Source organism: Nonomuraea sp. NPDC050394 (genome assembly GCF_044459065.1).
Taxonomy (GTDB): Bacteria; Actinomycetota; Actinomycetes; order Streptosporangiales; family Streptosporangiaceae; genus Nonomuraea.
This window is the reverse complement of sequence record NZ_JBITIO010000001.1, coordinates 952,828-978,547: the sequence shown is the minus strand read 5'-3', so window position 1 is coordinate 978,547 and position 25,720 is coordinate 952,828. Positions and strand designations below refer to the sequence as shown.

Sequence of the window (25,720 nt, the reverse complement as noted above, 5' to 3'; positions counted from 1 at the left end):
GCCGGGATCCCGCCGGGCATCACGGGTACTACCGGACATCGTTGGCCGACGTCACGGGCGCTTCGCGGCGCACAACGCGTGATCGATGAGCCACTGCCGGCTCGGTCGTGGCGGGTGTGAGATCTGAGCAGCCCCGGCGACTCATGAGCCACTGCGCGCCTTACGGCGTCCTCCTCCTGAAGACTTCCCTGCCTCAAAGTAACGCTGCGTAGTTGAGCGGGTGGATTGGCGGAGGGCGGGGATGGCCTACAGTTGCTGTGTTCTCGTATGCGGGAGCGTTTACGACGCATCAGTTCTTTCCGAACCGCACCACCTGCTCCGAGGCCGCCTCCACAAACTCATAGAGAAGCCTGCGCGCCGCTTGGCCTCGCAATGAACGATCAGCCTCGTCGGCTGCTGCGGGGATGTCTTCGGCTGCCGCTAGCGCCCCAGCGGCCAGGTCGTTCAGATGCCCATCAGGGCTCAGTAGGCGTAGCCGGAACAAGGCCGCTGTTACCCTCGCACGCTCCTTGTAGGAGCCATCTCGAATCTGACTGAACTTCTCGCTTGAAGGGTCTTCCTGTTCGAGATGCCATCGGTCGTTCTGGACCTTCCGGAAGTCGGTCAGCGCTTCGGCGAACGCGCTGTAGGCGGCGAGACGCTCCTGCCATAAACGTTCGCTGCGGGCAGCTTGCCGATCTTGGGCTGCCTTCCGGGCCTGAGAGATGTGTGTCACGGCAGCTCCGAGCAGCGTGCCGGCGACAGCGATGAGGGCCACAACCGCGCTTTCCATCTCACCACTGCAGCACGGGCGGATAGTGCCGTCACCCACCCTTTGCCGAGCGCTTTAGCTAAGCGATTTACGTGGTCCGCGACACCTGGACTATGAGGCCACGCGGATTGGTGCGGATGGAGGCTGCCTGCGGGCTGGTCAGGACTTGCCCACTCGGGCCGCTGGGGTTCACGAACGTGACGCTGCGTAATTGAATACGTCATCGACTTGTGTAGGTCTACGGATCCAGCCGATCGCTCTTATCGGCCGCAATCAGGCACCTACAGTTGTTGGGCCACGCCCACGTAGCCGTACGATCACCCGATCAAGGACCCCGATGTCGATACACGAGAGTCTGGCAATCCTTCACCGCGCCGCCGGATCCGGAACGGTCATCATCACGGCGTCGGAGCCCGCCTCCGCCGAAGCCGTCCACCGCCCCTGGGGGAGGCACCCCATGGACGAAGCTGACGGCTACCGGCTCACCGCGTACGCGGGTGCCACGGCAAGCTCGTCGTGAGAGCCGTGAGGTCCGCTATTCCCGGCAGCGATCAGCCGGGATGGCGGAGGTGGGCCGCCAGGTTGTGAAGGTCCCGCTCAGCAGACCCACGCTTGCACGCACCTGCTGGTCTGGGTTGCCTCATCCTCGAAGCAGGCGAGTACTTCGAAGGGAAGACAGCCGATGTCCCCCGCGAGGTCCGCTACCTGACCCTCGCCATGGAAGGTGATCTGGATGGTCGCCGGTAGCCGTACCACGTTCTCCTTCCACTCCGCGTTTCTTGCCACGTGCAGGATTTCGGCGATGAAGGCCGGGCCGAAGCGTTCCGGCGTGGCCAGCGAACGTAGCGCCTCGCGCGCTGCCCTCTGCTGGGCGGTTTCTGCACTCATGGCCGATCCCTTCTTCCGGGTGGGCCAAGCGTCTTCCTTGCCGCCGACTACGTCCACTTCTGCGTAGGTAAGAAGACCGTCGCGATGGCTCCAACCGGCAGTCGTCGGGGCCTGACCGGACTTTCGCGAGCCGCTTTGCGCGTGCGCGTGAGTTGACGGTTCGTCGGGTTCCGTAGTGTGGATGTGTGGCGTTGTGGCGGGCTCCTCGTGGCGTGGAGGTTGAGCTGATCCGGTTGGATGGCCAGCCGGTGTTGCGCGAGTCAGACGGTAGGCGAGACCCGCTACCTGCTGGGGTACTGCCAGTTAGGGTTGCCGTTAACCAACACGGCACCAGCCGCCATATAGGCTCTGACCTGGTAACTCAGCTCCCCGCTTCCAGCTCGGCTCGTGCCGTTGGCTGTTCGACAGCACGGCCTGTCGCGAGGAGAAATAGTCAAGACCTGTGGATCGGGTTCTTCAGCGGAGTTGGCCGACCTGGTGGAGGTGGTCGAAGATGATCTGGTCGACGGGGGATACGCGGTGGCGGTCGGCGTAGGTCAGCCAGGTGATCTCCTCGATCTCGCTGGCTGGGGTTGGTGTTCCGTGGTGGTCGGCGGTGTAGCAGGTCATCTGGACGGTGACGCCGTCGGGGTGGCCGTGGGCCTGGGCGTGGAAGGTGCCCAGGTGGGTGGCGGTCGCGGGGAGGATGGTTACGGTGAGTTCCTCGTCGATCTCGCGGGTCAGAGTGTCGAGGTCGGTCTCGCCGGGCTCGCGTTTGCCGCCGGGGATGTAGTAGGTGCCTTTGCCGCGTGACCGGGTGCTGAGGATCTTGCCTTCATCGAGGTGGATCCAGGCGATCTTGTCGATCATCGTCTTTCTTCTCCTGTCCGGCGTGCTCAGGCTGCCTGTTCGTGGGGGGCGTTCCAGCAGTCTGCCGTTCTTGAAGACAGCTCCTGCGCGGACGAGCGCGACGAGGTGGGGTGCGTTGACGGCTCGCCACCGGCTCTGGGCGGACTCGATCAGCTTGAACGCCATCGCCAGGCCGGCCGCCCGGGAGCCGGGCCCCTTGGTGACCTTGGTGCGGTGCCGGACGGTCGCGAACGTCGACTCGATGGGGTTGGTGGTCCGCAGATGCTGCCAATGCTCGGCCGGGTAGTCGTAGAACGCGAGCAGCTCCTCCAGGTCATCGATGACTTTCGCGACAGCCTTGGGATGCTTGACGCCGTAGGCGTTCTTGAACTCCTTCACCGCCCGGCGGGCGTGGTCGAGGTCTTCTGCGTTCCAGATCTCCGCCAGGTGCTTCTTCGCGCCGGGGTGCGCCGACTTCGGCAACGCCCCGAGTACGTTAGCGATCTGGTGAAACCAGCACCTCTGGGCCTTGGCCTGCGGAAACACCTCGGCGAGCGCGCTCCAGAACCCGAGCGCGCCGTCCCCGACCGCCAGCACGGGGGCGCGCATCCCGCGCCGCTTGGTGGAGGTGTCCGGCCCCGCCAGCGGCGCCGTGCCGGGCTCCGGCGCACGGGCGATGCATGCCTGCGGTCGTCGGCGTCGATCCGCGGTTTCCGGCACTTGCCGGTCGCTGCCTGACGTCCGGGGAATGGACGGGTGGCGTTCCGCACGCAAGCCGCCGTGTCAAGGTCCACACGCCGTTGTCACCGAGCTCGCCCACCCGGCCGCGCTGCAGCAGGCGATCGAGCACGTCGGCCGCGCCCTACTGCCCTGAACCGTCGGCTTGACTTTCGGCATCACGCTGCCCCGCGCAAGGGGCTACGGGCACCGCCGTGCTGGAGGCGGGCCCGCGCCCCCGGTGCACGATCTTTGCATCTGCGGTCCCGCCCACGGGCTGCGATGTCGTGTCATACGGTGCACCCGCATGTCGCCGATGACACGACACCCGGAGGACTTCGTGGGCGACCTCAATCAGGGTTTTGAGATCCCCGGCTGACATTGAACGCTGAGCCCCCCGCCGCGGGATGGGGTCATTGCTCGGCGGCAGCCGCTGGGACGGGTCCGCCTTCGGCAGCCAGGTGGTCAACGACCAGCTCTTGCCCACCTGGCCAAGAGCTGGACCTGGTGGCCGCCAGCACCAGACCCCCCGCAGCGGGCGTCTGCGTCAGGAGCCAGGGCGAGCCGCTCTACTACCCCGCCTGTCGCCGACTGATGACCGACAGGGGAACGGTGGTCCGGTTGGTGTTCTTTTGCATGCGGACACGGCGCCAGGCAGTAGTCCAGAGCGTGAGGTCGTCGTCGGTGCCACCGCAACCGTGGATGAAGGCCGTCACGACCTTCAGAGAGGGCAGGCGCGGTGCCTTTCTCGGATTGAGAGCCTCGCACAGGGTGCTGGCTCCCACCATCTTCCCGGAACGCAAGGCGATCTCGCGGTAGGACGGTTCGCCCGCCCAGACATGGAATTCTCGCATTATCCGCAGTAGTTCCTCCTTGTTCAGGGCGGCGAGAGGATCGGGCTTGAGCTGGAAGCCCGGGACATCCTCGCGATGGCGGAAGACATCACTCGCACTGACGGACCCCTGGGTGGAGCCGTTCACCAGGTTGAGCCGGCGCACGATGTCCTCGAAAGGATCGCTGATGTCCATGACGCTGGTTCCCGGCAGGGCTCGCCGGAACTTGGCCATTCGCGACCACATCCCCTTGAGGTCGTGACGCTGCCCGGGGGTGAGGTCAAGGCACTGAGACAGGTTGTCGACGAAGGTCGAGGGCACCATTTCTCCAGCGATGAGCCTGGCCAGGTTGGCGGGCGAGAGACGAGCCCGGCGGCATAGCTCTTGGACGTCCTCAGCGTTCTGGAGATCTACAAGAGAACTGACCGCGGACTGGAAGTCGGCTCTGGCCTGCACGAAGATTGCCAGATCGCGTTCATTGGCCGACGAGGCGGGGTCGTTGACCAGGGGCAGTGTCGTGGTGTGCTGCGTCGGGGTCGTCATGCCGACCGCTGAGGCGTAGCGAGCGAGAGGATCTCCTTGCTGGCGGGGAAGCCGAACAGGTGCGAGACCGCGGTCGTGACTGTGGTGATCACCAAGACGATCACCTCGGTGGCCATGCCCTTGCTCTGCGCAGTGATCGCAAAGATCAGCAGGATGATGATGAGGAGGATTGTCCGCCAGTTCGGACGGGTTCTGTGGTGTGCTGGGTCGAGATGAGCCTGGGCATGCATGGCGCACCGCCCCCATTTCTGGGTCGATTGCCTGGAGTAGGCAGGAGGATGGGATAGCGCGAATGAGGGTTGCCGCCCACAAGGGTTCGCGTGTGAAAGTCATGATGCCTCATGGAAAGGACCACAGTCGGGCCAAACTACAAACCGGACAAAACGCCCCTATGCGGCTATTTCGTGGGCATCCCCCCATGCTTCTCGCCCATATTGTTCTCCCGTGGTCGCTAGCGTTCAACCGCGTTCGTAGGCGTTCGGATGCGTTCGGAAGTGCTCGGATCCAGGCCCGAAAGCCAGAATCACCGGGTGTGGGCGCACACAATGTCAGCGAGGCGGAATGACCACACGTTGTGTTTGGTCGTTGTCCGCGCTGCCATCGCTCGGCGATGGCAGCTTTGAGGTCACTGACTGGAGTAGGCAGAGACTCAAAGACTCCTGGGGTCCGCTGTTGCCGCAGCGGGCCCCCTTTGTCACAAGAGGCACCGGCCTGGACCGCTAAACCGATCAGGCGCTCACGGTAACGCTAAGGGTCCTTTCGCAAGTGGGCCAACGACGTCCTCGGCGCGAACTGGACCCTTCACGATCTTCGTACAGTGCCGCCAGACGCATGCTCGCCGACACCCACCTGACGCTCGCCGACGTCCTGGCCATCATCTGGGGAGGGTTCTACGTCCCGGCGCTCGACCTCGGTCCGTTGTACGGTGACCTCGCGCCGGTCGCGCCCTCACGGCCGGCCACGGTGACGGTGTGCACTCGGCCATCGTCCAGGCTGTCAAGCCCGCCATCGGGCCCGGCTTGGGAATCCGGCCGATGCGCGCCGGCGACGCGGCGCAGGTGCTGGCCATCTACCAGGCCGGCCTCGACACCGGCCAGACCAGCTTCGAGACGGTGGCTCCCTCGTGGGAGGGCTTCGAGGCGGGCAAGCTGCCGCACCTGCGCTTGGTCGCCGTCGACACCGAGACGGGCGAGGTCGTCGGCTGGGTCGCGGCCTGCGCGGTGTCGAGCAGGCCGGTGTATGCGGGGGTGGTCGAGCACAGCGTGTACGTGCACCCGGGCTGCCAGGCCCACGGCATCGGCCGCGCGCTGCTGACCGCGTTCATCGCCGCGGCCGAGGACGCCGGGGTGTGGACGATCCAGTCGGGCGTCTTCCCCGGCAACGCCGCGAGCCTGTCGCTGCACCAGGCGCTCGGCTTCCGCGTCGTGGGTACCCGCGAGCGCGTCGGCCGTCATCACGACCTGTGGCGGGACGGGCTGCTCATCGAGCGTCGCAGCGTCGTGACCGGAACCTGAGCCGGCCCGCCCCCCGGCCGGAGGCGGGAACATCGGCGGGCGGCTGGTGGTTCCACGTCCCGTGGCCGGTGTGCCCAGTGTCCCCGGGCCTCACCTCTCGCCTTCGCGGACGACCGTTCGGCTGGAGCCGCGTTGAGCCTTTCACCGAGAGGCGAAACGCACACCGGGTACGCACACGTGACAAGGCCCCGGCGTCGCCAGACGCCGGGGCCTTCGCCATCCCCCCGGCCGCGCAGCGGCCAGGGCCGGGAGCCGCGGGATCGAGCGCCTAGTGGTCGCGCCCGTTAATTCGTCGGGGTCGTGCGGCTTGTGGGTGTGGTGCGTGTCGGTCGTGCTTCCTGATGCGCGTCAGGAGGAGGTTGAGGTCGGTGCGGGTGAACTTCCAGTCGTAGGGTCTGGCTGCGGCGTTGTAGTGCTTTTCGAAGGCGAGGATCTGGGTGGCGAGTTCGTCGAGGTCCTCGAAGTCGTCAGGGGTGAGAAGCTTGCGCTGGATGACAGAGAAGTAGACCTCGACCTGGTTGAGCCAGGATGCGTGGATGGGCAGATGGACCATCTGGGCGTTGGGGTAGGCGTTGTTGAGCCGGGCTGCTGCCGCCCAGTTGCGGTGGGAGGCGCCGTTGTCCACGACCCAGAAGACTCGTCTGGCGGAGGCGTACGGCTCGCTCTGCATGACCTGGTCCACGAGTGCGGTGAACGGTTTGATGCCGGTGGTCGGCTCGCACCGGCCCATGACGTGGGCGCGGTGGATGTCGTAGGCGGCTAGGTAGGCCAGGGTGCCGAGCCGGTGGTACTCGCTTTCGATCCGCATCCCCCGCCCCGGCCCCGGCGGGAGCGGGAGGTGGATGCGCATCCGGGCCTGAACACCAGGTTTCTCATCGGCGCTGAGCACGTACTCATCCTCACCCAGCGGTGCCCCTTCCCATTCCCGCTGGTAGAGGTCCAGGACGCGGGATGCCTTGAGGGCGAAGTGCGGGTCGCGGGGGAAGATCCACGACCGGTGTTGCCAGGGCTTCAGCACGTCGGCGGCGAGCCAGCGGCGCACGGTGGATGACGAGGGTGCTGGAACGATGCCGCTGGCTGCCGCATGGCGGGCCAGTTCGGGGCAGGTCCATCGGGCCAGGGGCGTTTGGCTCGCGGAGGGCAGCTCGCACGCCAGGGCTTTCACCTCGGCGACCACCGTGGCCGGGAACAGGCGGGGTCTGCCCGGTCGCGGGGCATCGGCTAATCCCTCCATGCCCTGTTCGCAGTACCGGCGCCGCCACTTGCGGGCCGTGTCTTCGCAGATGCCGAGCCGCTCGGCGATCACCCGGTTCGCCGTGCCGGCCGCGGCCAGCAGCACGATCCGTGATCGGAGCACCAGGCGAAAGGGTGCTGAAGCGCGCCGGGACACCGACTCCAGCTCAGCGCGGCTGGCCTCGCAGAGGCCTACGACATAGGGACTGCAGGGCATGTAACTTCATGGTGCACTCTCCAGAGCAGGGCATGATGGCCATATGGCCAGGCACCCCGACTCCACCCGGACGTCCCTGAGCCGGCGACTAACCGCCCGGGCACGTGAGCGCTGGTCCCAGCTCACTGGCATTACCGTCCCGCTGGCACGGCGAGTTCGCCTACATCGCCGGCCAGCTTCCTGACGGCACCACCCTCCCCCTCATGCGGCTGCGTTACGCCGGATCCGCCACCAGCTGGGGGTTCGCCATCTACCGCGCCAGCCACGACGACTACGAGAAATCTGTCCTGCCCAGCGGCTACCCGACCGGCACCCCACAGGAAGCCCTCGACTGCGCTTGCGGCCTCTACCTCGGCGACACAACAGCCTGGCACCACCCGCGACCCCCGACGAACTAACGGGCGCGACCACTAGCTGATCTTGCTTGTGGCCTGGCGGCTCGGGCGCAGCCTGGACTGTGCAGGCGAGCGTGTCCTGACCACGCTGCGCCAGCCAGACGCTGGAGCTGGTGATCCGTGGCCCTTTCGCGCGCGAAGTAGCTGAGTAGTCCGCGCGGGCCACTCATCGATCAGCGTCTACCTGATGAGGAGATCGGATGCGACCACGACTAGTCGCCATCTTCGTGCTGCTGACCGCAGTGCTCGGAGGTTTGCTGACGGGAGCAGGCGCCGCCCACGCCCAGGCGCCCGACGACCCCGTGTGCAGACCGGCCTTGACCAACACACCCGACATCGTCTGCATCGTCCCGGTCAAGGCCGACGGCAGGAGCACCGACTTCATCGGATGGACGAGCAATGGCGACCCCCTTCTCAGGTTCAACAACATCCGGAACATCCTGGTGAGTTGCGAACCCGGCGAGACGCTCGAGATCGAGCTCACGATCATCTACTCGCTTGGCGTCGAGGAGACTATGGGGGACACGCGAATCACGTGCCCGGACCGCAGAACTGCCAGCATCCGGTACCTCAACTGCGACTCCGGCGCCGCTCTGGTCGTCTGCACGGCGCAGATCGACGGGACGCCACCGTTCAGCACCACGTGGACGATGAACGGAGTAGAGCAGACCTACTTCAAGAACTCATCCACCCTGCGGGTTGGCTGCGTGGTGGGCCGCCCCTTCGATGTCCAGATCGCCGTGACCGATGCGGCCGGCACCAGTGCCGCGGACCGAGCGCGAGGCGTCTGCAGAAGGATCCAGGAATGAACATCGCGTAGCCGGCGGGTATCGCTCCCTCAGGCGTTCTCCTCCCGTACGTGGCCCCAGCCGCCAGGTAGCCCGTGACCACTCAGAACTTCGATTCTGTCTGATGTCCGAGATTGCTCAGCCGCAGGTCAGCGCCACGGCGGCGCGTTCTGCGGAGATTCGGCTGCATCGTCGGCCCGCCTGTTCGATGCCGAAACCAGGCGCTGTGCTGTCCGGCAAGCACGTCCGTAACCTGCGGCAACCTTCCACTTTGGGGCAGGGGCCACGTTCGGGAGGAGGACGCCAGCTCGCGCTACGCCGACGATCGCTATCTTGCCAGATAACGTTAATTATCTAAGAACCGGTTGAGCCCCGGCCCAATCACAACCCTGGCGGCGGCGCCAGGATGAACATGTCTACGCCCATTTGACCGCGACGATGTTCCCCCGCGAATACCGGAGAGGCACTCCCTGACCGATACCTGTGATCAGGCCGCTCAGGGGATGCGCCGTACGGTGTCGGTGACCTTGCCGTCCTTCATCTCGGCGGAGAGCTCGAACGAGCGGGACTTTACCTCGGTAGAGAACCAGCGGACGCCGCCTGGATCGCGCGCCGGGCCGAGCGGAAGCTCTGCCGAGGTACCGTCCGAGTAGCTGATGCGCACCTTACGTACTCCGGTCCCCGCGAAGCCGATGAGCACGTTGTCGCTGGGCAGGTCGAGCTCCAGCACGTCATGCGTGATCGTCAGCGGCACCCGGCCGTACTCCGGCTTCCATTCGAAGGTCCCGCCGCCGCCATCCACGATCTTGGCTCGGCGGGAGAGCACACGGAACTCGGAGGTGAAGGTTCCGTCCTGCAGTCCGGCGCTCATGGCCCAGGCCCGTTCGGCGTTCCTGCCGTGCGTGACGACGCGCAATGGACGGTTCTCATCGTCGACGGGCGGGAACAGCAGGTCGGGAGGGTACTCCAGGATCTGACTGCGCGCCCGCTCGACGGCTTCGGGACCGGCCGGGCGCAGACCTCGTACGAACGCGTCCACCACCTCGTCGGCCAGCCCCAGCGCGGACACCTTGACGATCACGCCGTTCTCACGCCAGAGCCGGACCTTGGGCATCATGAGGGCCAAATCCTCGTGCACCCAGTCCAGGCTGAGCGATCCGCTGGACAGCAGGTCGCCACCCGCCAGGCCGGTGGTGCCGCGGATCTCCCGGGGCTCTCCCCTGACCGTGGCACCGGCGAGAACCGCCATGCCGGCGTCGCCGGGCAAATGGCTGACGGAGACTCTGGCGCGCGCCTGCCGGTTGGTCCAGACCTGCTCCGTTCCGCCGAGTTCCGCCTGCCAGCTGCCCATCGGCAGCGAACCGGTCTTGACAAGGTCCAGCCCCTGAGGCAGATGCGCGGCATCGATCCGGGGCCGCCGCAGATCCTCTGCCACTCCGTTGGCCGCCTTGATCAGCTCGGCCTCCGACAACCCGTGGCCCAGCACCGCGAACGACTCGAAGTCCTGGCTCGTCTTGGCCGGCCAGCTGATCCAGCGGTGCCGCCCCGATCCGCCCATGGTCGCCTCGTGCTTGTCGAGCTTGATGGGCTTTCCCCTGCGCGGCGGCTCCCAGTCGTACGGCTGCTCCCAGTCCTCCGACTCTGTCACCACGACGGCCAGCGTCCTGTCACCGGGTGCGTCACCCTCCGCGTACGCCGTGATCGGATTCTGCCCGGCCTCCGATGTGACGATCTGCTCCAGATGGAGGTCTCCTGGCTGCTCAGGCAGAAGCAGCGCCGCAGAGGCCGCCACGTCGCCGCCACATCCGGCGCCCAGGATGGTGAGAGCAGCCGCCAGGAACACGCGAAAGGATCTCATGCAGGCTTTGACGCGATCTTCCATGTGCGAGTTCCCCGTGCCGCGAAGGGGCTCTTGCCTGATCTTGCGTAATCCAGGTCGAGGACCGTCTGACAACGTCAAGCCACAGAACCTCACGAACGGTGAACTGCAATAAAGCCCACGACACCCGGTCGGAAGCGGGGAGCTGAGATACCAGGTCAGGGCCCTCTATGGCGGCTGGTGCCATGTTGGTTAACGGCACCCCTACATGGCCGGGATGACGGCCAGGCTTGATCAACTCGACGCGTCAGGTTGAACTCCAAGAGCCCAGCAAAGGGTATGTGATCGAGTCGCTGCGCGCCCAAGGCATCACCTGGGCCCAGCTCGCCCCCGCGCTGGAGGTGCGCTCGCGCCAGTCGGCCGAACGCCGCTACCTGTCGCTGCGCGGCGACCCGAGCGGGCACGCCGGCACCACCCGCGACCACCGCGCCGCCCAGCGTGCCGGGCAGGCGTTCATCGCCGAGCACGCCAACCGGCTCCGCGACGTCGGCCGCCGCCTGGCCGACCTCGGCGACCTGCAGCAGCGCGCGGACGCCGCGGCGGCCGCCATCCACCGCGCGGTCGACCTGCGCCTGCACCGCTACAACGAGCTGCCCAGCCGCGCGGACTGGCCCGGCCGGCTGCGCCAGGCCCTGACCGCCGACGACCTGCCCGCCGTGCTGGAATGCCTGCGCCGGGCCAGCTACCGCGAGATGGACTACGACCCGCACCACGAACTGCAGGCCGAGGTGATCGCCCTCACCCCTGTCCCTGGGCGTGGCCCGCCGCTCTGGCCAGCCGACACCGCAGACGTGCAGGGGGCGGGCCGACCCGCCCCCGGGTGTTTTCGAGTCCGGGCTACGATCGGGCCTGTACCTGAGCAGTCGCCCGACCCTGACCCGCAACCGGTGAAGATCCCACCGGACGATGCGGGCCGCCTGCACCGGCTGCGCCTGGACGCAGAAGGCGAGCGCGAAGGGCTGGTCAGCTGGATCGAGGACGTCCGCGAGGGGTTCGCCGGTGGGCTGGTGGAGCGGCAGGAGTGGATGCCGCTGCTGGGCCTGGCCCCGATCGACGGCGTCGACTGCACCCGCCTGCCCTGGGACGAACCGGCCACCACCGTCGACGCCGCGGTGTCGGCGGTCGCCGACGATGGCCGCGGGCTGCCGGACGGCTGGCCGCCCGACGTGCCGGTGCCCGGCGCCGACGGCTGGCCGGACAAGGCGACCGGCTGGCTGCTGGAGGCGATGCCGCCGGGCTACCGCGCCCACCGCGCCGTGCTCGCCACCCACCCGCTGCAGCTGGCCCGCTCCGCGCACGGGCACACCGTCCGGGCGCGTGATGCCGTACAGGAGAGCTACCGCGGCGCCGCCGTCGCCCTGCGCGATCAGATCCCGCCCGAGGCGATCACCCAGGTGCTGGAGGTGCACCGCGCCGAGCTCGCCCGCCTCAGTGCCCTGCAGCAGGCGATCGAGCACGTCGGCCAAGCCCTGCTGCCCTGAGCTGGTCGGGCTGACGATCACATCCCGGAGTCGAGTGGGGCCGAAATGCCCATCTGAGCCAAGGTGTAGTCCTCTGCCGCAGGTCAGCGCTTCGGTCGTGCCCGTCCGGCAGAAGGACTTCGACCACGTCTGCGCTGTTTTCGCTATGAGATGAGCGCAGCCGGATTCGGGCGAACTACTCTCTGCGGAGTACGGGTCTCGTGCGCTCCGACGTGGCCGACGGCCTCCCCTGGGAGAACCCCTTACGCCGAAGGGCTGGTACTGGCGGGCTCATCGTACGCGCGACGGCGTAGCCCAAGTGCGTCCGCCGGCCTGACGCTATCCGGCGACGTTTTCGCGAGTCTGAACCCAGACGAAAACGGCATCCACTGGGGAGTGCGTAATGACCGGAACCATCGAGAACATGATCGTCAAACTGACCGGCTGGCTGTCTCGCCACAGCATTGACGTGCTGCGCGTCAGCCTCGGCTTGGTCTTCGTGGCCTTCGGGACGCTCAAGTACTTTCCAGGAGTCAGTCCGGCGGAGGCCTTGTCGGTGGCCACACTGGAGAAGCTGTCCCTGGGAATGGTGTCGGGCTACGCGGCACAGTTCGTGATCGCCAGCATGGAGGTCTTCATCGGTCTCACGCTGGTCACCGGCAAGCTGCTGAAGACCGGGCTGGTCGTGATGACCGGTGCGATGGCTGGGTTCTTCGCACCGTACGCCCTGTTCTTCACGGATCTGTTCCCCGGCGCGCCGACGCTGGAGGCGCAGTACATCTTCAAGGACATCGTCCTGGCCGCCGCCGCCATGGTGATCGGCGCCCGGGCGTTGGGTGCCCGCCTGATTCCGGCGTACGAGCGCCTGGCGCCGGTCCACGAGATCCGCGAGCGCGTGGCGGCCTAGATCGCCGGCGATGCGCCTGGCCTCGCGGGCCGTCTCATACTGGTCGTGTCCGGAACGGATGTCGGCCGTAGCGCTACGAGGGCCACTGCTCCGGCCCGTCGAAGTCAGTTCCTGGCGCAATCAGGGGTCCGGCCCACATAAGCCCAAAACCCACATCGTGGCCGCGTTCCCGCAGGTCAGAGCTTCCGTCGGAGGGCACGATACGAGGTCTGTCGATGTACGCGATAGCAGACCCTTATTCGGTACATCGGCCTTGGTCTCAGAGAGCCGACCTGCGGTTTCGCCCGAACGGCTGCTGCGCGTCTCGGGTTCGTTATCCGGTACATCGACAGCACAGCAAGATCGAATGTGGGTTTTGGGCTTATGTGGGCCGGACCCCGCGGAGGTCTTCCACCGCGACGTACTCGCCCGACACGTCACTCCCGACGAGCGCGACGGTCGTGGCCGGGAGGACGCGCCGACGCCGGCAATGGACCGGCGCTGGCTGGCCCGCGTCACCTACGCACGCACCGGCCGCCGCGCCCCCGAACCGGACGGCGGACGGCTACGCCCACGCCGCCGCGGCGACGGCCAGGCGCTCACGCGCGGCCCGCAGCCCGGCGACACCGCGGAGGACCCGGCCGTGATCGCCGCCGAACGCGCCCGGCTGGTCCAACTGCTCGCCGAGCGCGCCCGCGAGCAGGAGAACCCGTGACCCCCACCACCAGCCCGGCCGCCGTGCGGTGCCCGGTGTGCGACACGCCGCTGCAGCCTGCCGCCACCGGCCGCCCGGCCCGCTTCTGCACCATGCGCTGCCGCCAGGCCGCCTACCGCGCCCGCCGCCGCCTCGCCCAGACCGCCCAGCGTCTGACCGGGTACGGCAGCGCCTGGCCGACGACGTCGCTCTGCTGTCCGCCCTCACCACCGACCTGGCCCACGTCTACACCGACCTCGCCACCCTGGCCAGCGATGGCGACGGGCGGGCGGGTCGACCCGGGGCCGCTCCGGTGACCGGGCGGAAGCGGCTCGGGCAGCGGCCGGGTCAGTTGATGGGGATGTCGTCGAAAGTGCCGGTCAGGGTCGGGGTTGTGGAGAAGGCCGTCCAGGTCATGCGTATGTCGTGGGTGTGGCCGCTGGCCTCGGCCGTGAGGGTGGCTGTGGCGCGGCCGTCCGGTGAGAGCGTGACCGTGCCGTTCACCGGCAGGTCGCGGACGTAGCGCACGTCGTCGAGGGCGATGACGTCGCCGAAGGCGACCCGGCCGCCGCGCAGCCCTGGCTCGTTCTTGACGCTCGGGTAGACGAAGCTGCCCGGGTTGCGGCGGGCGGCGGCGTCGGCTGCGGTGGCGAAGGCGGCGGCCAGCACCCGCCGCTGGGTGGAGGTGAGCTTGCGGGCTGGGTGCGGCGCCAGGTCGGCGACGGTCTCGGGGAAGACGCCGAGGGCGCGGTAGTTCTCGGCGGTGCACTCGCGGTCGGTGACCTGCTTGGTGGTCAGGAAGGTGCGCAGCATGTCACGGACGCAATCGCCCATGGGCGAAGGGAATCGAGCCAGAGCGTGTGGCCCGAACGGCACCCCGACGACGGTCGCGTTCGGGAAGGCCCGCAGGGAGTGTGCCACCTCGCCGGGACTGTTGATGTCGAGTTCTCCGGTCATCGCCAGGACGGGCACGGCCGTCAGCGCCGTCGCGGGCGGGCGCGGCGGGCTGTGCCGCGGAGTCGGCCAGTCGATGCACGGCTCCACGCCACCGATCCCGGCGAAGACGTCGGTGATCTTGTAAGGAGCAAGTGGCCTCACCCGGTCGTAATATCGTTCGGCCTGGGTCCGACGGTCGGCGGCGGTGGCCTGCCGGTCGAAGGGGAAGGTTCCGTCGCCGCAGCGATAAGCCAGGTATCCGCCGAAGTCCGGCTCTTCGACTGGCGGTCGGGTGGCAGGAATGAGCCTGGCCAGGCGGCGCAGCGGGGCGGGGTCGCCGTGCAGGTAGGCGTGCGCGGCCGCGGTAGCCTCCCGGCCGAACACCGGCTCGGCCGCCCGGCCGACCGCGAAGGTCTGGAACACCGAAACGTGCGGATCGGGGTGCTGGCGGAGCCGGTTCACCAGCCGGGTCCAGGTTCCGGACGCCGTGCCGGGTAGTCTGGCGCAGGCCTTCGACCGTGCGCAGACGATGTCGAGCTGTCTCACCCTGATGGCGAAGTTGCTCCAGCCCACGAATCCGTCGCGGCCCACGATCATGGTGCTGTCGAGGAAGATCGCGTTCAGGACTGCCGGGTAGCGGGCGGCGTAGGCCTGGGCGTACACGGTGCCGTAGGAGTTGCCGTAGTAGCTCATCGTGCCGAGGCCGAGCGCCTTCCGGACGGCGTCGAGGTCGTGTGAGGCCTGGTCAGCGGTGAAGTACGCGCCGCGCGGGCCCACGCTCCTGGCGCAGGGGGCGATGGTTTCCGGCTTGGCCAGAGCGGCTCCCGGGCACGTGAGCGGAGAGGATTTACCGAGTCCGCGCGGGTCCATGAGCAGGAGGTTCTTCCGCTCCAGTACGGGGCCGAGCGCCTGCTGCACCAGGGGAACGTCCGGCAGGGACTCGGCAGGGCCGCCAAGGTTGGCGAACACCGTCCCGTCGGCGCGGGCGGCCGGCAGGAAGGCGAAGGCCACGGTAATGCGTCCAGAGGCGGGGTCGCCCCAGTCGAGGGGGACCTGGAGGGTGCCATCGCAGCGTGAGGTCGCGGTAGCGCACTCGTGCAGGCCCTCCGGCGACGACACGGGTGGTGTGCCGGGCACCATGCCCGCCGCCGGCAGGAGCCCTATGGCATGGATGATCATTCTTCTAGCGTCGTTCCTGGCGACTGCGGCTTCCTCCGCCATCGGGAGGATTTCCCGGTAGGAGCCTGCTCCCAGGAGCTCGTAGACCGGAAGCCCTGCCCGTTCGCTGTCACACGAGCAGCGCCTCAAGCTCCGGAAGCCGGCCGGCTCGGCCAGCGGGGCGAACAGGGCGGCGCCTGGACGAGTGTTTCAAGAACGGTCGCCGTTGCGGCACGCATCCACGCGGGCGAGCGTCCAGGCGTTGACCCGTTTCAGAGGTCGGTTCAGCGACAAGGGCCGCTGAACCGCACCCACGAAACGCGATCGCAGGTTGCTGCTACACCGCCCTTGGCGCGCGGTATCGGCGATGCTGGCGATTCGGTGCGGGCATCGCCAAGCTGCGGAACGTGGGGCGGTGCGGGATGGACTCTCCGATGTGGCGCAAGGCCCCCAGGCGTGGGTGGCCGAAGGCCCGCGCCACACGTCATCGTGATGGAGGGTCTGGCAGGGGCTTAGCGGGGGTCGCTGTCGAGTTCGGGTAGGCGCTAGGTGGGGCATTTGGTGCCGAGCGCGGTCAGGGCCTGCTGCTCGGCAAGGTCGATCGTCAGCTGCCAGCGGCGTTTGATCGCGGCCCATTCGGCGGCTTACCTGCAGCGGGCGGGCTGATGGGGCGGCATCCACGTGGCGGGATCTTGATCCGCCTTCTGCCGGTTGCTGCGGGCGGAGACGGCGACCAGGTGCCACGGGGCGGTCAGGTTTGAGGGCAGGCCAGCTGTGGCCGCCGGAGTCATGGGCCTCGGCCAGCGGCACGACGTGATCGCCGTCCAGCGTGGCCGGGCCGGCGACCATCTGATCATCGTAGTAGGAGCGCCAGGAGTCGCCGGTCAGCTTGCAGTCGGCGTCGACGTGCGGCGGGGTGATGGCCTCTGCGAGGAGGATTTCGGCGCGAGTCGAGCAACCGTCGCCGTCGGCGTCGATCCAGTGCCGCCGGTGCGAGCGCTGGTAGCCGGTGCGCTGCTCGGCGGCGACCGGGAGTTCGGCGACGGCGTCGGCCAGCAGCTGAGGAAGCTGTCACCAGGCCGCTCCTGCCGCTGTCCACGAAGTCGCGTCACGCAGTGGACCAGCCCGTTGGCGGATGATGACCGACGCTCGAACGAGGCCTGCTGTCCTTACTCCTACCACTCTTTACGCAGGCCACCGTCGATGATGAGGTCGGAGCCGTTGATGTTGGGCGCCTTTCCGGAGGCCAGGAACACGACCAGGGCAGCGATCTCCGCCGGTTCGGTCATGTGCCCGGTGGACATCCCGAGGGCGGCGGGCAGGGAGTCCAGCAGTTCTTCGCGAGAGACGCCGGCCTTCTTCGCGAGCGCGTCCCCGGTGCTGCCTGGTTCGGTCCACACGGCGGTACGTACGGGTCCGGGCGAGATGGTGTTGACTCTGACGCCTTGGGGGCCGAACTCCTCGGCGAGGGCCTTACCCAGGCTGGCCAGGGCCGCTTTGGCAGCGGAGACGTCCATCAGATGGGCCGCCGGGCGGCGGGCGTTGAGCGAACCGATGTTGATGATGTGGCCCTTGCGCTCGACGATGCTGGGGAGCGCGGCCCTGCTGGCTCGTACGGCACTGAACAGGGTCAGGTCGAGGGCGTGCCGCCAGTCGTCGTCGGAGATGGACAGAAACCCGCCCGGGTGCGGGCCGGTGGTGCCGGCGACGTTGTTGACCAGCAGGTCGATGCCGCCGAGTTCGGTCATGGCCGTGTCGATGAGGTGAGGGGGGCCGCCGGGAGCGCGGAGGTCCACAGGGACGGCTAAGGGGGTGAGCTGTCTGAGTTCGGAGCTGATCGTCCGTGCTCCCGCCACGACCCGGTATCCCTCGTCGCGTAGCGCGGTGACGATGGCCAGCCCGATGCCCTTGCTGGCACCGGTGACGACGGCGTTCCTGACCATGATCTGCCTTCCCCGCGCGAATACATCACTGAACGCTGATATGTGGCGGAAGGTATCATCAGACACTGATGGATAGCAACGACCGGCTCGCCGCGATCGGGCGCGCGTTGAGCTGCACGGTCCGACTCGCCGTTTTGCAGTCGCTCGCCGAGGCAGACGCGTCCGTGGGCGAGCTGACCGGCCGCATGGGCGTCACCCAGCCGAACATGTCGAACCATCTGGCGGTACTGCGTTCGGCCGGACTGGTGACCTCCCACCGTTTCGGACGCGTCGTCCGCTACCGGCTCGCCTCCCCCGAAGTCGCCGGCCTCGTCGCCAGCCTGACCCTGCTCGCCAACACCGACTCCGGCCCCCATCACGATCCTCCGCTCTCGAACGAGCCCTACCGCCAGGCAGCTGATATATCGGTCGGCTCGTCTTCGAGGGGTGTCGGGAATAGGTGATTTCCGACAGGGGTCGATCAGCGGCGGGCGACGATGTGGCGGGCGCGCGGTTGGTGGTGCCATTCACCGGCCGGGGCGCGACGGAGGAATTCCTCGCGCAGTTGGTTGACGAAGGCATCGCCGCGGGCCGCAGCGAGCGCCCGGAGCGGCCCTGAGCGGGTGTGGGCGTCGAAGAACGTCGCCGCGTCCGGGTGGGACATGGGGTAGGACAGATGCTCGTCTCGCTCGATCACGAGGCCATGCGCTGTCAAAGCTGGCAGGAGCCGGCGTTCCCAGGAGCTGTCCCCGGCGGGCACACGCGCTCGCACGACGTTGGCCAGGAGCGCGAACGGCCCGTCGTCCTCGGTGATGTCGGGCCAGAAGACGACAGACAGGCGTCCGCCAGGGCGCAGCGCAGCGGCCCACGACCGTATGGCGAGGTCGGGTTCGGGCAACTGCTGAAGCCCGAACACCGACACCACGGCCGCGCACGTGCCCGACCACCGCGGGTCGAGGGTCGAGGCGTCGCCCTGGACGACAGCCGCCTGCCGATGGCGTGCGGCGCGCTCGCGAGCCCGGCGGATCATGCCGGCGGACAGGTCGATGCCGACAATCTCGCGCTCGGGCAGGTGCTCGCTTAGCGCGTCCAGCTCCGGGAATGTCCCACAGCACGGGACCAGGACCGGCCCTTCGGACAGTGGCCCGTGGGTGAGCGCCCGCACCGCGGTGGCCACCCAGGGGGCGAAGCGGGGAACGTAGTATGCCTCGTACCCGTCGGCGGCCTCGTCCCAGGCCCGGGCCAACCGGGCGAGCCGTTCAGTCTGCTCGGTCACCGCGCATCTCCAATCCACTCGGTGCCCGGCCCGGACAGGCCTCCAGACGGGCACTGGTGCGCAACACACCTATACGCAGCGGTGCGTGCGAGGCCGCTGCCCTGTCGGGGTCCCTATTTCTTGACCCGGTAACGCAGGTGGGTGACGCCGGTGCCTTCGACGACCGCGATGGGCCCGTCGAACTGCACCGGTGCGGTGCCGAGCTCGCCGAACAGCGTCTTGCCGCCGCCCAGCACGACCGGTACCAGCTCGATGCCGACCTCGTCGAGCAGACCGGCCTCCAGGCACTGACGGGCCATTTGTCCACCGTTGACGGCGACGTTCTTGTCCCCGGCCAATTCCTTGGCCTTGGCCACCGCCGCCTCGATGCCGTCGGTGACGAAGACGAAGTTGTCGTCGTCGTCCGGACGGTCGTCGGGGCGCTGGTGGGTGAGCACCACTGTGGTCACGTCCATCGGGTGGCGCCCGCCCCAGGCGTTGGTCATGTCGAAGAGGTGCCGGCCGACGATCAGCGCGCCGGTGTCGTCCCATTCGGGCTTGACCAGCGCGGCGCTGGCCGCGGAGATGCGCAGCCGCGGCGGAATCTCGACCTCGCCGTTGCCGTACCACTGGAACAGCAGGTCGAACCCGCTTTCTCCGGGTCCGGCGATGTAGCCGTCGAGCGACATCGTGGCGCCTGTGGTGACCTTGCCCATCGCGTTGTCTCCTTCGCTATCGAGAACCCGACCAGGCATGGTGGCTTGGTCGGCCATGCAGCACAGCGTCGCAGTCGTGGGGCGATCGCCACATGCGTGGTGACCACGTGCCTGGCACGCGAGCACCACCTATGGCAGCTTCGGACCAGCGAGCAGCTCTACCGTGACCTCGTGCTCGAACCGGGCGCCCATCCGTTGCCACAGTTCGGCTGATCTGGCGAGTGCGTCGGCGTCGCCACGGAGCCGGCCGGCGGCCCGCAGCAGGGTGGCGGTGGCCCAGTCGTTGCCCGCGCTGTCGGCCTGTGCCGTGGCGAGATCGGCCTCGGCCGACGGCACGCCGGCGACCACCGCGAGCTCGACGGTGGCGGCGAGGGCGAGTACCCGGTACCAGGAGCTGGCCGGCAGTCGCCGGGCGCGCTGGGCCAGCTCGGTGGCCTGGTCGAGGTCACCGAGCCGCAGCGCGAGCCGGGCGTCCACCAAGGTGATCAGCGGGTCCAGCTCCGGCCAGCCCATTCTCACCGGGTCACCCATCGCCGCGGACCGGGCCCGCCACTGCGCGACGCGCTCGCGGTCACCGCGCAGGCCATGCGCCAGCACGGCGAACGGCATCGTGAGCCAGACAAAGTACGCCCGGGGTCGGCCGGCGCGTTGCCAGCCCGCCCACATGTCCTCGGCGAGCTGCACCGCGTCGTCGAGGTCGCCGGACAGGACGAGCACGGGAACGGTCTTGCCGGCCGCCAGGTACACGCTGTCGCCGGACAGCTCGGCGTCAGAGATCAGCCGTGCGGTCGACCTGGCGGCCGGCAGGTCGGCGGCGGCCACCGTGGTCAGCGAGGACAGCCCGCGCGCGTCGCTGATCTCGACCGCATGTTCCGGGTGGTGCGCGTCGAGCGGGGCGAGCAGCGCGAGCCGCTCGGCGGCGATCCGGTGCCACTGCGCGACGCGACCGTCGTTGATCGCGGCCACGCGCAGCGCGTCCAGGCTGGCGCTGATCAACACCGGGTCACCGGTCGCGTGCGCGGCCGCGACGGCAGCCGCGGTCAGTCCGGCCTCGGGCCGCAGGGTGTCCGGGTGGGCGGTCCACACCGCGGCACAGGCGAGCCGGGCCGCGACGACCGGATCGTCCGGACATCCGGCCGCGGTCGCCTCGGCGAGCAGCGCGCGGCGCCGCTCGAACGGGATCTCGTCGCGGAAGGCCATCGGGAACCGGCCAGTCAGCTCGACGGCCTGCGCCAGCGCGATGGCGCGCGCGTTGCCCGCGCCCGCGTCCCGCGCCCGGTCGGCGGCGGCCAGCCGCAGCTCGAACGCTCGGTCGGCGTCGTTACCGACCTGCGCGCAGTCCGCCGCGCTGGCCAGATCCCGAGCTGCCTCGCTCGCATCCGGCGCGCACCGGGCGGCGTGGGCGTACCAGCCGGGCGCCTGCCACAGGTAACCGCGCGCGAACGTGAGCCGGCCGAGGGTACGCGCGAGCCGGTGGGCTTCGGCGTCGGGCTGCTCGTGGCCGGTCAGCGCGGCCCGAAGATCGCCCGCCACCGCGTCGAACGCGCCATGCCAGGCCGTACCGGCCCGCCCCGCGAGAGCGACGGCCAGGTCAGTGGCCAGATCGGCTGCCCAGCGCAGGTAGCGCCGCCGCACCTCGGTGTGCTCGGGCTCGTCCGCGAGTCGCTCGGCGGCGAACGCCCGGATCGTGTCCAGCAGTCGCCAGCTGCCGTCCCGGTGCTGGACCAGGCTCTTGTCGATCAGCCGCCCCAGCACGTCGGCGGCCTCGGCCGCGCCCACCCCGATGACCGCGGCCACCGCCGGCAGGTCGAAGTCGCCGACGAACACCGACAGCCGACGAAACACCGCCCGTTCGTCCTCGGTGAGCAGGTCATGGCTCCACCCGATCACCCCGCGCAGCGACCGGTGCCGCACCACCGAACCGCGCCCACCAGCCAAGAGCCGCAGATAGTCACCCAGCCCGGTCAACAGCCCGGTAGCTCCGAGCGACGCGCTGCGCGCCGCGGCCAACTCGATCGCGAGCGGCAGGCCGTCCAGCCGCGCACACAGGTCGGCAACGGTCGCGGCGTCGCACGTGCCGGCCTGGTGCGCCAGCTCCGCGCGGTCGCGGAACAACTCCTCGGCGTCCGAGCCCAACGGCAGCGGCGCGACCGGGAGAACCACCTCACCGGACAGCCCGATCCGCTCCCGGCTGGTCGCGAGGATCGTCGCCGGGGTCGCGGCCAGGATGCGCTCGACGAACTCGGCGACCGCGTCGGGCAGGTGCTCACAGTTGTCCAGCACCAGCACCGACGGGCCACGACGCAACCGAGCCAGGACCGCCTCCTGCCCGTCCGCGTGCTCGGCCACCTCCAACACCGCCGCCACCGCATGCCCGAGCCGGCCGTCGCGCACCGGCACCAGATCCACGAACGCCGCGCCGTACCGGTACTCGGCCGCCACCGCGGTCGTGACCACCTCCGCGAGCCGGGTCTTGCCGACCCCACCCGGCCCGACCAGCGTCACCAACCGACCCCGCGCCAGCGCCGCCCGCACCGCCTCGACCTCGCCCCGACGCCCGACGAAGCTGGTCCGCGAGCGCGGCAACCCGGGTATGTCGCCGGGCAAGGTCACCGCACCCACACCGCCGGCCCGCGCGGCGAGCGCTTGCCGGTCGGCGACCCCGTACTTACGCAGCAACGACGACACATGGCCCTCGACCGTGCGCACCGAGATTCGCATGCGGCGGGCGATCTGAGCATTGGACAAGCCCGCACCAAGCGCCGCGAGCACCTCACTCTCACGCGCTGACACCGGCACAGACACCTTCACCGCCACATCCTCACCGATCATGCCACCACCCCGGTAGTAGGTGGCGACCGCGTGACGGGCACGTGGTCGCCACGGATACCAGCCACACACCCGCGGGCCCACGCTGAGATCGTGCACGCCCACGATGAGTTCACCCCACCCACACCAGACCCAGCGCTACGCCGACTCGACTTCCTGGTCGGCACCTGGTCGCTCACCGGCCAGTTCGACTCAACCGGTGAGACCGGCGGCGAGCTGCACGGCACCGCGACCTTCCACTGGCTCCCCGGCGGGTTCTTTCTCGTGCACCACTGGTCACGCACCTTCCACCTCGACGGCCCCCTCGTGCAAGACACCGGCTACGAGTTCTACGACTACATCCCCGAGACCGACACCTATCGCGCACACTTCTTCACCAACCTCGGCGGCTACGACGAGACCGGCAACCAATACCTCGGCCACTTCGACGGCCCTGAACTGGTCCTCATCGGACCGGTCCGCACCACAAGTCGTCCTCACCCCGACGGCACCATCACCCAACACACCGACCTACCAGCCGGCCCCGGCCAATGGATCCCCTGGCTGCACACACAACTACACCGCACCGGATAACGACCACCGCTCGCGCTCGGCTGTACAGCAGGAGAGGGCCGCGTGGCCCAGCGCATAAGGCCCCCTCCCGGCGGCGAACACCAGGTCGCGCAATCGTCGAACCGGCCCAGCGGACGCCGCGGGCGCACCTCTCCCATCGGGCAGGCGCACCCTTGGCGGCTGCTTACCCACCCCCGGCACCGGCGACCCCCCGCGGCGAGGGTCAGGCCGTGGGGGCCGACCGAGTCCCACTCCCCCGCCCGTGGACGCAACCCCCCCCAGGCTCGCGGCCGGCACGTCGGGTACCGAGCTGGACAGCCCTGACCACTCGCCCGGCGAAGCCGCTGGCTTCACCTTCGCTCCGCTCGCCGATGTCCAGGTGGTGGATAGTCGCACTTGTCAGTTGGCGTCCGCCGTTTCGGCTGGGATGCATGTGGTGGCGGGCCGGCCTTGCAGGTGGCCCTGCTGACCGAGCGGCACGGGAGCGAAAGCAATTGGCCTTGACCCGGTTCATTGCCCAAGCGAGGCCAAGGCTTATGGCCCGGGCGTCCGGAGGGCTCACCCGCCCGTCGGTAATCGGCGGGTGAGCCCCTTGCTGTCGGGACGCCGCACGCCATGAGACGGCCCGCACGGTGGTGAGACGTCGGCGGCGGCCGGCCGGTTCACCGGCCGCGGCACCATATGCGGTGGAAGAGGCCGTGCGCCGGCTGGCGGCTTCGTCCCGTTGTGCCGTTCATGTGGCCGGGATCTTGGCCTCAGGGCTGGTGGGGTGGCGGGCCGGTGGGCAGGTCGCGTTCGGAGAACATGTCGATCAGGCGGCGTACGGGCAGGTCGGCTTCGGTGGGGTAGCGCAGATGCTGGTCGGTGTTGAGGGTGTAGCGGTTGTGGCGTCCGACGCGCTGGCGGGTGAGGTAGCCGGCTTCGTGCAGGTCGTTGACGATCGTTTGCACGGTGCGTTCGGTGATGCCGATCTCGACGGCGATCTCGCGCAGGCGTACTTCGGGGTTGCGGGCGATTTCCAGCAGCACGCGGGCGTGGTGGGTCAGGAAGGTCCAGGCGGGGATCTGGCTGCCGGGCTGCATGGTGCTCCCACGATCGGCCCTCGCGGTGACGGGCGGTGTCGAGATGGTGACTATCACCAAGTTTATCCTGAAATGTCTTTCATGTAAGAGCCTTTAGGGGTTACGGTCGAGGAAGCCAGGAACCCTCCGCAGCACCCACCGACGCAGGGCCGCCGTCAAGAACCGGGCGCGCGGCAGGCGTCCATGACGAGGACCTGGCCGGAGACGAGGCCGACGTGACACCGTTGCACCTGAACAGCAGGGCTCTGATCGGTGGCACCCTCATCGCGGTGGCCGGCGAACTGGACGCCACCAACACCGACCACCTGGCCGCCTACATCGAAGCTGAGCATCCGCGGCCCGAACTGCCGCTGGTGCTGGAGTTGTCCGAGCTGACCTTCATGGACAGCTCCGGCCTGCACCTGCTCATCGCACAGCATCACCGCCACACCGCGCACGGAGCCGGCCTGCACCTGGCGGCGCCACACGAACGCGTCACCCGCATTCTGGAGATCACCGGCGTCTGCAGGCTGCTGCACGCCTATGCCACGCTGGGTCAGGCGGTGGTGGCCGCCGACCTGATCGATCCGCACGCGGTGCTCCACAACGGGACCTGAACCTGCCCAGGACGCCGTTCGTGGCTACTGCGGGCCCGCTTGCGGCTCTTGCCGCTCCTTGGTGGAGCTTGGGGATGAGGTGGGCCCGTCGGGGTGCGGGAGCGGTTGTTCGGGGTCGGTGGCCAGGTCGCCGTTCTCGGCGCGGGTCATCGCGGCGATCGCCTGGTCCCGGCTGTAGGTGCCGGGACGCCAGGACAGGACCCAGCCGCCGCGGGGTTCGGCCTTGGCCATCTGCTTGCAGCTGTCGCTGGTGATCCACTCACTGTCGAACTGCAATGTCATCGCCCAAGGGTAGACAACCCCCGATGCCGCCACGATCAAGGTTCGTGCGCGCGACGGTGAAGGAGTCGCCTCACGCTGTTCATGGGCAGTGGTTCATGGACAGAAGAGGGCTCCGCGGGTTCTTGTCGGGAGTCGAAACGATTTCTCAACACCTGTGCCCATAGGAGTGGCTCATCTGCCACTTTAAGGGAGACCTCCGGACCCGCGCCGACGACCTGTGCCTGCACTGGCCGTCTTTGGTGGGCGGCCGGGGGCTGTTGCGAGCGGCTGATAGGCCCGCCGCCCGCTGTCAGCCCGCCTCCTCCGACTTGCCTCGGCGTTGCCTGCGTACGGCCAGTGCCATGTCGACAGCCGTGACGATGGCCAGCACGACGGCCACGCCCGTGATGGCAGGTATGCCGGCGATGAGGCCGAGCGCGCCGAAGGCTGCCAGGAACACCAGGATGAACGACCCCACGCGCACATGAGCGACATCTCGCGGGGTGGCCGGCACCATCGGCTTGCCGGACGGGGAGCGCTGTTCCCAATCTTCACTTTCAGGCATAGACCCACCCTGCCCGTCTCATCTGCCGTGTAACGCCACTCCGGAGCGTTGACATGGGGCGTTGCGCTACAGGTCGGAGTCTGCGGCGCCGGTTTGTGGCGGGCCGTAGGCTCGGCCGGGGGGGGGGGGGGCCCCCCCCGGGGGGGGGGGGGCCCCCCCCCCCGCCCCCCGGGGGGCCCCCCCCGCCCCCCCCCCCGGGCCGCGCCCCCCCCCCCCGCGGGG

General features: G+C 68.8%; 25 protein-coding genes and 1 pseudogene. 10 read left to right on the top strand and 16 right to left on the bottom strand.

From position 1 onward, the window contains the following. Positions 1-289: 289 nt before the first annotated feature. The 6 genes and pseudogenes from ACIBKY_RS04885 to ACIBKY_RS04860 all read right to left on the bottom strand — a co-directional run bounded on the left by ACIBKY_RS04885 (position 290) and on the right by ACIBKY_RS04860 (position 4,790). Positions 290-772: a hypothetical protein gene (locus tag ACIBKY_RS04885; RefSeq protein WP_397094461.1), complete on the bottom strand. Its 483-nt coding sequence runs from the start codon at positions 770-772 to the stop codon at positions 290-292. A gap of 576 nt (positions 773-1,348) precedes the next feature. Beyond that, positions 1,349-1,639, bottom strand: coding sequence for a hypothetical protein (locus tag ACIBKY_RS04880; RefSeq protein WP_397094459.1), 291 nt, complete (start codon positions 1,637-1,639; stop codon positions 1,349-1,351). A 456-nt stretch (positions 1,640-2,095) separates the two neighbouring features. Next, entirely contained in the window at positions 2,096-2,488 is a 393-nt protein-coding gene (locus tag ACIBKY_RS04875; RefSeq protein ID WP_397095448.1) for an NUDIX domain-containing protein, read from the bottom strand. A 45-nt stretch (positions 2,489-2,533) separates the two neighbouring features. Then, positions 2,534-3,094, bottom strand: a pseudogene (locus ACIBKY_RS04870) (transposase); the annotation flags it as partial. Between the two features lie 662 nt (positions 3,095-3,756). Beyond that, a complete protein-coding gene (locus tag ACIBKY_RS04865) occupies positions 3,757-4,560 on the bottom strand; it encodes a hypothetical protein (RefSeq protein WP_397094457.1) in 804 nt (267 codons plus the stop codon). Then, complete coding sequence (locus ACIBKY_RS04860) at positions 4,557-4,790, bottom strand: hypothetical protein (RefSeq protein ID WP_397094456.1); 234 nt, start codon at positions 4,788-4,790, stop codon at positions 4,557-4,559. The genes ACIBKY_RS04865 and ACIBKY_RS04860 overlap by 4 nt, the downstream gene beginning before the upstream one ends. A gap of 741 nt (positions 4,791-5,531) precedes the next feature. Between ACIBKY_RS04860 and ACIBKY_RS04855 the strand changes: the two genes are divergently transcribed. Continuing rightward, on the top strand, positions 5,532-6,074 hold the full coding sequence (locus tag ACIBKY_RS04855) for a GNAT family N-acetyltransferase (RefSeq protein ID WP_397094455.1): 543 nt from the start codon (positions 5,532-5,534) through the stop codon (positions 6,072-6,074). A 268-nt stretch (positions 6,075-6,342) separates the two neighbouring features. On the opposite strand, the gene ACIBKY_RS04850 is transcribed toward ACIBKY_RS04855, so the two are convergent. Then, entirely contained in the window at positions 6,343-7,431 is a 1,089-nt protein-coding gene (locus tag ACIBKY_RS04850) for an IS630 family transposase (RefSeq protein WP_397094454.1), read from the bottom strand. A 197-nt stretch (positions 7,432-7,628) separates the two neighbouring features. On the opposite strand from ACIBKY_RS04850, the gene ACIBKY_RS04845 reads away from it, so the two are divergent. Both ACIBKY_RS04845 and ACIBKY_RS04840 read left to right on the top strand, forming a co-directional pair. Beyond that, positions 7,629-7,922, top strand: a complete 294-nt coding sequence (locus tag ACIBKY_RS04845) for a hypothetical protein (RefSeq protein WP_397094453.1) — start codon at positions 7,629-7,631, stop codon at positions 7,920-7,922. Between the two features lie 224 nt (positions 7,923-8,146). Further along, entirely contained in the window at positions 8,147-8,728 is a 582-nt protein-coding gene (locus ACIBKY_RS04840) for a hypothetical protein (protein WP_397094452.1), read from the top strand. Positions 8,729-9,203: 475 nt separating this feature from the next. Here ACIBKY_RS04840 and ACIBKY_RS04835 read toward each other — a convergent pair whose 3' ends face one another. Further along, on the bottom strand, positions 9,204-10,565 hold the full coding sequence (locus ACIBKY_RS04835) for a hypothetical protein (RefSeq protein ID WP_397094451.1): 1,362 nt from the start codon (positions 10,563-10,565) through the stop codon (positions 9,204-9,206). Positions 10,566-10,867: 302 nt separating this feature from the next. Here ACIBKY_RS04835 and ACIBKY_RS04830 point away from each other — a divergent pair, with 302 nt between their 5' ends. The 4 genes from ACIBKY_RS04830 (at position 10,868) to ACIBKY_RS04815 (ending at position 13,943) form a co-directional block, all read left to right on the top strand. Then, positions 10,868-12,067 (top strand): hypothetical protein, encoded by a 1,200-nt coding sequence (locus ACIBKY_RS04830; protein ID WP_397094450.1) that lies wholly within the window; start codon positions 10,868-10,870, stop codon positions 12,065-12,067. Positions 12,068-12,449: 382 nt separating this feature from the next. Beyond that, positions 12,450-12,953, top strand: a complete 504-nt coding sequence (locus tag ACIBKY_RS04825) for a DoxX family protein (protein ID WP_397094448.1) — start codon at positions 12,450-12,452, stop codon at positions 12,951-12,953. A gap of 346 nt (positions 12,954-13,299) precedes the next feature. Continuing rightward, the gene (locus ACIBKY_RS04820; RefSeq protein WP_397094446.1) at positions 13,300-13,647 is read left to right on the top strand and encodes a hypothetical protein; all 348 of its coding nucleotides are present in this window, start codon (positions 13,300-13,302) and stop codon (positions 13,645-13,647) included. After that, positions 13,644-13,943, top strand: coding sequence for a hypothetical protein (locus ACIBKY_RS04815; protein WP_397094445.1), 300 nt, complete (start codon positions 13,644-13,646; stop codon positions 13,941-13,943). Before ACIBKY_RS04820 ends, ACIBKY_RS04815 begins: the two co-directional genes overlap by 4 nt. A 31-nt stretch (positions 13,944-13,974) precedes the next feature. On the opposite strand, the gene ACIBKY_RS04810 is transcribed toward ACIBKY_RS04815, so the two are convergent. Then, positions 13,975-15,741 (bottom strand): alpha/beta fold hydrolase, encoded by a 1,767-nt coding sequence (locus tag ACIBKY_RS04810; protein ID WP_397094444.1) that lies wholly within the window; start codon positions 15,739-15,741, stop codon positions 13,975-13,977. A gap of 1,154 nt (positions 15,742-16,895) precedes the next feature. Then, positions 16,896-17,663, bottom strand: coding sequence for an SDR family NAD(P)-dependent oxidoreductase (locus tag ACIBKY_RS04805; RefSeq protein WP_397094442.1), 768 nt, complete (start codon positions 17,661-17,663; stop codon positions 16,896-16,898). Between the two features lie 68 nt (positions 17,664-17,731). Here ACIBKY_RS04805 and ACIBKY_RS04800 point away from each other — a divergent pair, with 68 nt between their 5' ends. Then, on the top strand, positions 17,732-18,106 hold the full coding sequence (locus tag ACIBKY_RS04800) for an ArsR/SmtB family transcription factor (RefSeq protein ID WP_397094441.1): 375 nt from the start codon (positions 17,732-17,734) through the stop codon (positions 18,104-18,106). A 17-nt stretch (positions 18,107-18,123) separates the two neighbouring features. Here the strand turns inward: ACIBKY_RS04800 and ACIBKY_RS04795 are convergent, their stop codons facing one another. From ACIBKY_RS04795 to ACIBKY_RS04785, 3 genes are all read right to left on the bottom strand, one after another. Then, positions 18,124-18,918, bottom strand: a complete 795-nt coding sequence (locus ACIBKY_RS04795; RefSeq protein WP_397094439.1) for a class I SAM-dependent methyltransferase — start codon at positions 18,916-18,918, stop codon at positions 18,124-18,126. 113 nt (positions 18,919-19,031) lie between these two features. After that, entirely contained in the window at positions 19,032-19,613 is a 582-nt protein-coding gene (locus ACIBKY_RS04790; protein ID WP_397094437.1) for a dihydrofolate reductase family protein, read from the bottom strand. Positions 19,614-19,742: 129 nt separating this feature from the next. Further along, a complete protein-coding gene (locus ACIBKY_RS04785; RefSeq protein WP_397094436.1) occupies positions 19,743-22,445 on the bottom strand; it encodes an ATP-binding protein in 2,703 nt (900 codons plus the stop codon). 90 nt (positions 22,446-22,535) lie between these two features. On the opposite strand from ACIBKY_RS04785, the gene ACIBKY_RS04780 reads away from it, so the two are divergent. Further along, positions 22,536-23,015, top strand: coding sequence for a hypothetical protein (locus ACIBKY_RS04780; protein WP_397094434.1), 480 nt, complete (start codon positions 22,536-22,538; stop codon positions 23,013-23,015). Positions 23,016-23,749: 734 nt separating this feature from the next. Here ACIBKY_RS04780 and ACIBKY_RS04775 read toward each other — a convergent pair. Next, positions 23,750-24,133, bottom strand: coding sequence for a helix-turn-helix transcriptional regulator (locus tag ACIBKY_RS04775; protein WP_397094433.1), 384 nt, complete (start codon positions 24,131-24,133; stop codon positions 23,750-23,752). A 158-nt stretch (positions 24,134-24,291) separates the two neighbouring features. On the opposite strand from ACIBKY_RS04775, the gene ACIBKY_RS04770 reads away from it, so the two are divergent. Then, positions 24,292-24,672: an STAS domain-containing protein gene (locus ACIBKY_RS04770; protein ID WP_397094431.1), complete on the top strand. Its 381-nt coding sequence runs from the start codon at positions 24,292-24,294 to the stop codon at positions 24,670-24,672. Positions 24,673-24,696: 24 nt separating this feature from the next. Here the strand turns inward: ACIBKY_RS04770 and ACIBKY_RS04765 are convergent, their stop codons facing one another. Continuing rightward, the gene (locus tag ACIBKY_RS04765; RefSeq protein WP_397094429.1) at positions 24,697-24,954 is read right to left on the bottom strand and encodes a hypothetical protein; all 258 of its coding nucleotides are present in this window, start codon (positions 24,952-24,954) and stop codon (positions 24,697-24,699) included. 289 nt (positions 24,955-25,243) lie between these two features. Continuing rightward, a complete protein-coding gene (locus ACIBKY_RS04760; RefSeq protein WP_397094427.1) occupies positions 25,244-25,498 on the bottom strand; it encodes a hypothetical protein in 255 nt (84 codons plus the stop codon). Positions 25,499-25,720: the final 222 nt, after the last annotated feature.

What these genes read in the sequence shown, in the direction of transcription:
- ACIBKY_RS04805 (WP_397094442.1), bottom strand. Translation starts at nt 17,663, where the DNA reads ATGGTCAGGAACGCCGTCGTCACCGGTGCCAGCAAGGGCATCGGGCTG.
- ACIBKY_RS04790 (WP_397094437.1), bottom strand. Translation starts at nt 19,613, where the DNA reads ATGGGCAAGGTCACCACAGGCGCCACGATGTCGCTCGACGGCTACATC.
- ACIBKY_RS04865 (WP_397094457.1), bottom strand. Translation starts at nt 4,560, where the DNA reads ATGACGACCCCGACGCAGCACACCACGACACTGCCCCTGGTCAACGAC.
- ACIBKY_RS04875 (WP_397095448.1), bottom strand. Translation starts at nt 2,488, where the DNA reads ATGATCGACAAGATCGCCTGGATCCACCTCGATGAAGGCAAGATCCTC.
- ACIBKY_RS04860 (WP_397094456.1), bottom strand. Translation starts at nt 4,790, where the DNA reads ATGCATGCCCAGGCTCATCTCGACCCAGCACACCACAGAACCCGTCCG.
- ACIBKY_RS04820 (WP_397094446.1), top strand. Translation starts at nt 13,300, where the DNA reads ATGTGGGTTTTGGGCTTATGTGGGCCGGACCCCGCGGAGGTCTTCCAC.
- ACIBKY_RS04810 (WP_397094444.1), bottom strand. Translation starts at nt 15,741, where the DNA reads ATGATCATCCATGCCATAGGGCTCCTGCCGGCGGCGGGCATGGTGCCC.
- ACIBKY_RS04785 (WP_397094436.1), bottom strand. Translation starts at nt 22,445, where the DNA reads ATGATCGGTGAGGATGTGGCGGTGAAGGTGTCTGTGCCGGTGTCAGCG.
- ACIBKY_RS04885 (WP_397094461.1), bottom strand. Translation starts at nt 772, where the DNA reads ATGGAAAGCGCGGTTGTGGCCCTCATCGCTGTCGCCGGCACGCTGCTC.
- ACIBKY_RS04880 (WP_397094459.1), bottom strand. Translation starts at nt 1,639, where the DNA reads ATGAGTGCAGAAACCGCCCAGCAGAGGGCAGCGCGCGAGGCGCTACGT.
- ACIBKY_RS04765 (WP_397094429.1), bottom strand. Translation starts at nt 24,954, where the DNA reads ATGACATTGCAGTTCGACAGTGAGTGGATCACCAGCGACAGCTGCAAG.
- ACIBKY_RS04825 (WP_397094448.1), top strand. Translation starts at nt 12,450, where the DNA reads ATGACCGGAACCATCGAGAACATGATCGTCAAACTGACCGGCTGGCTG.
- ACIBKY_RS04800 (WP_397094441.1), top strand. Translation starts at nt 17,732, where the DNA reads ATGGATAGCAACGACCGGCTCGCCGCGATCGGGCGCGCGTTGAGCTGC.
- ACIBKY_RS04835 (WP_397094451.1), bottom strand. Translation starts at nt 10,565, where the DNA reads ATGAGATCCTTTCGCGTGTTCCTGGCGGCTGCTCTCACCATCCTGGGC.
- ACIBKY_RS04760 (WP_397094427.1), bottom strand. Translation starts at nt 25,498, where the DNA reads ATGCCTGAAAGTGAAGATTGGGAACAGCGCTCCCCGTCCGGCAAGCCG.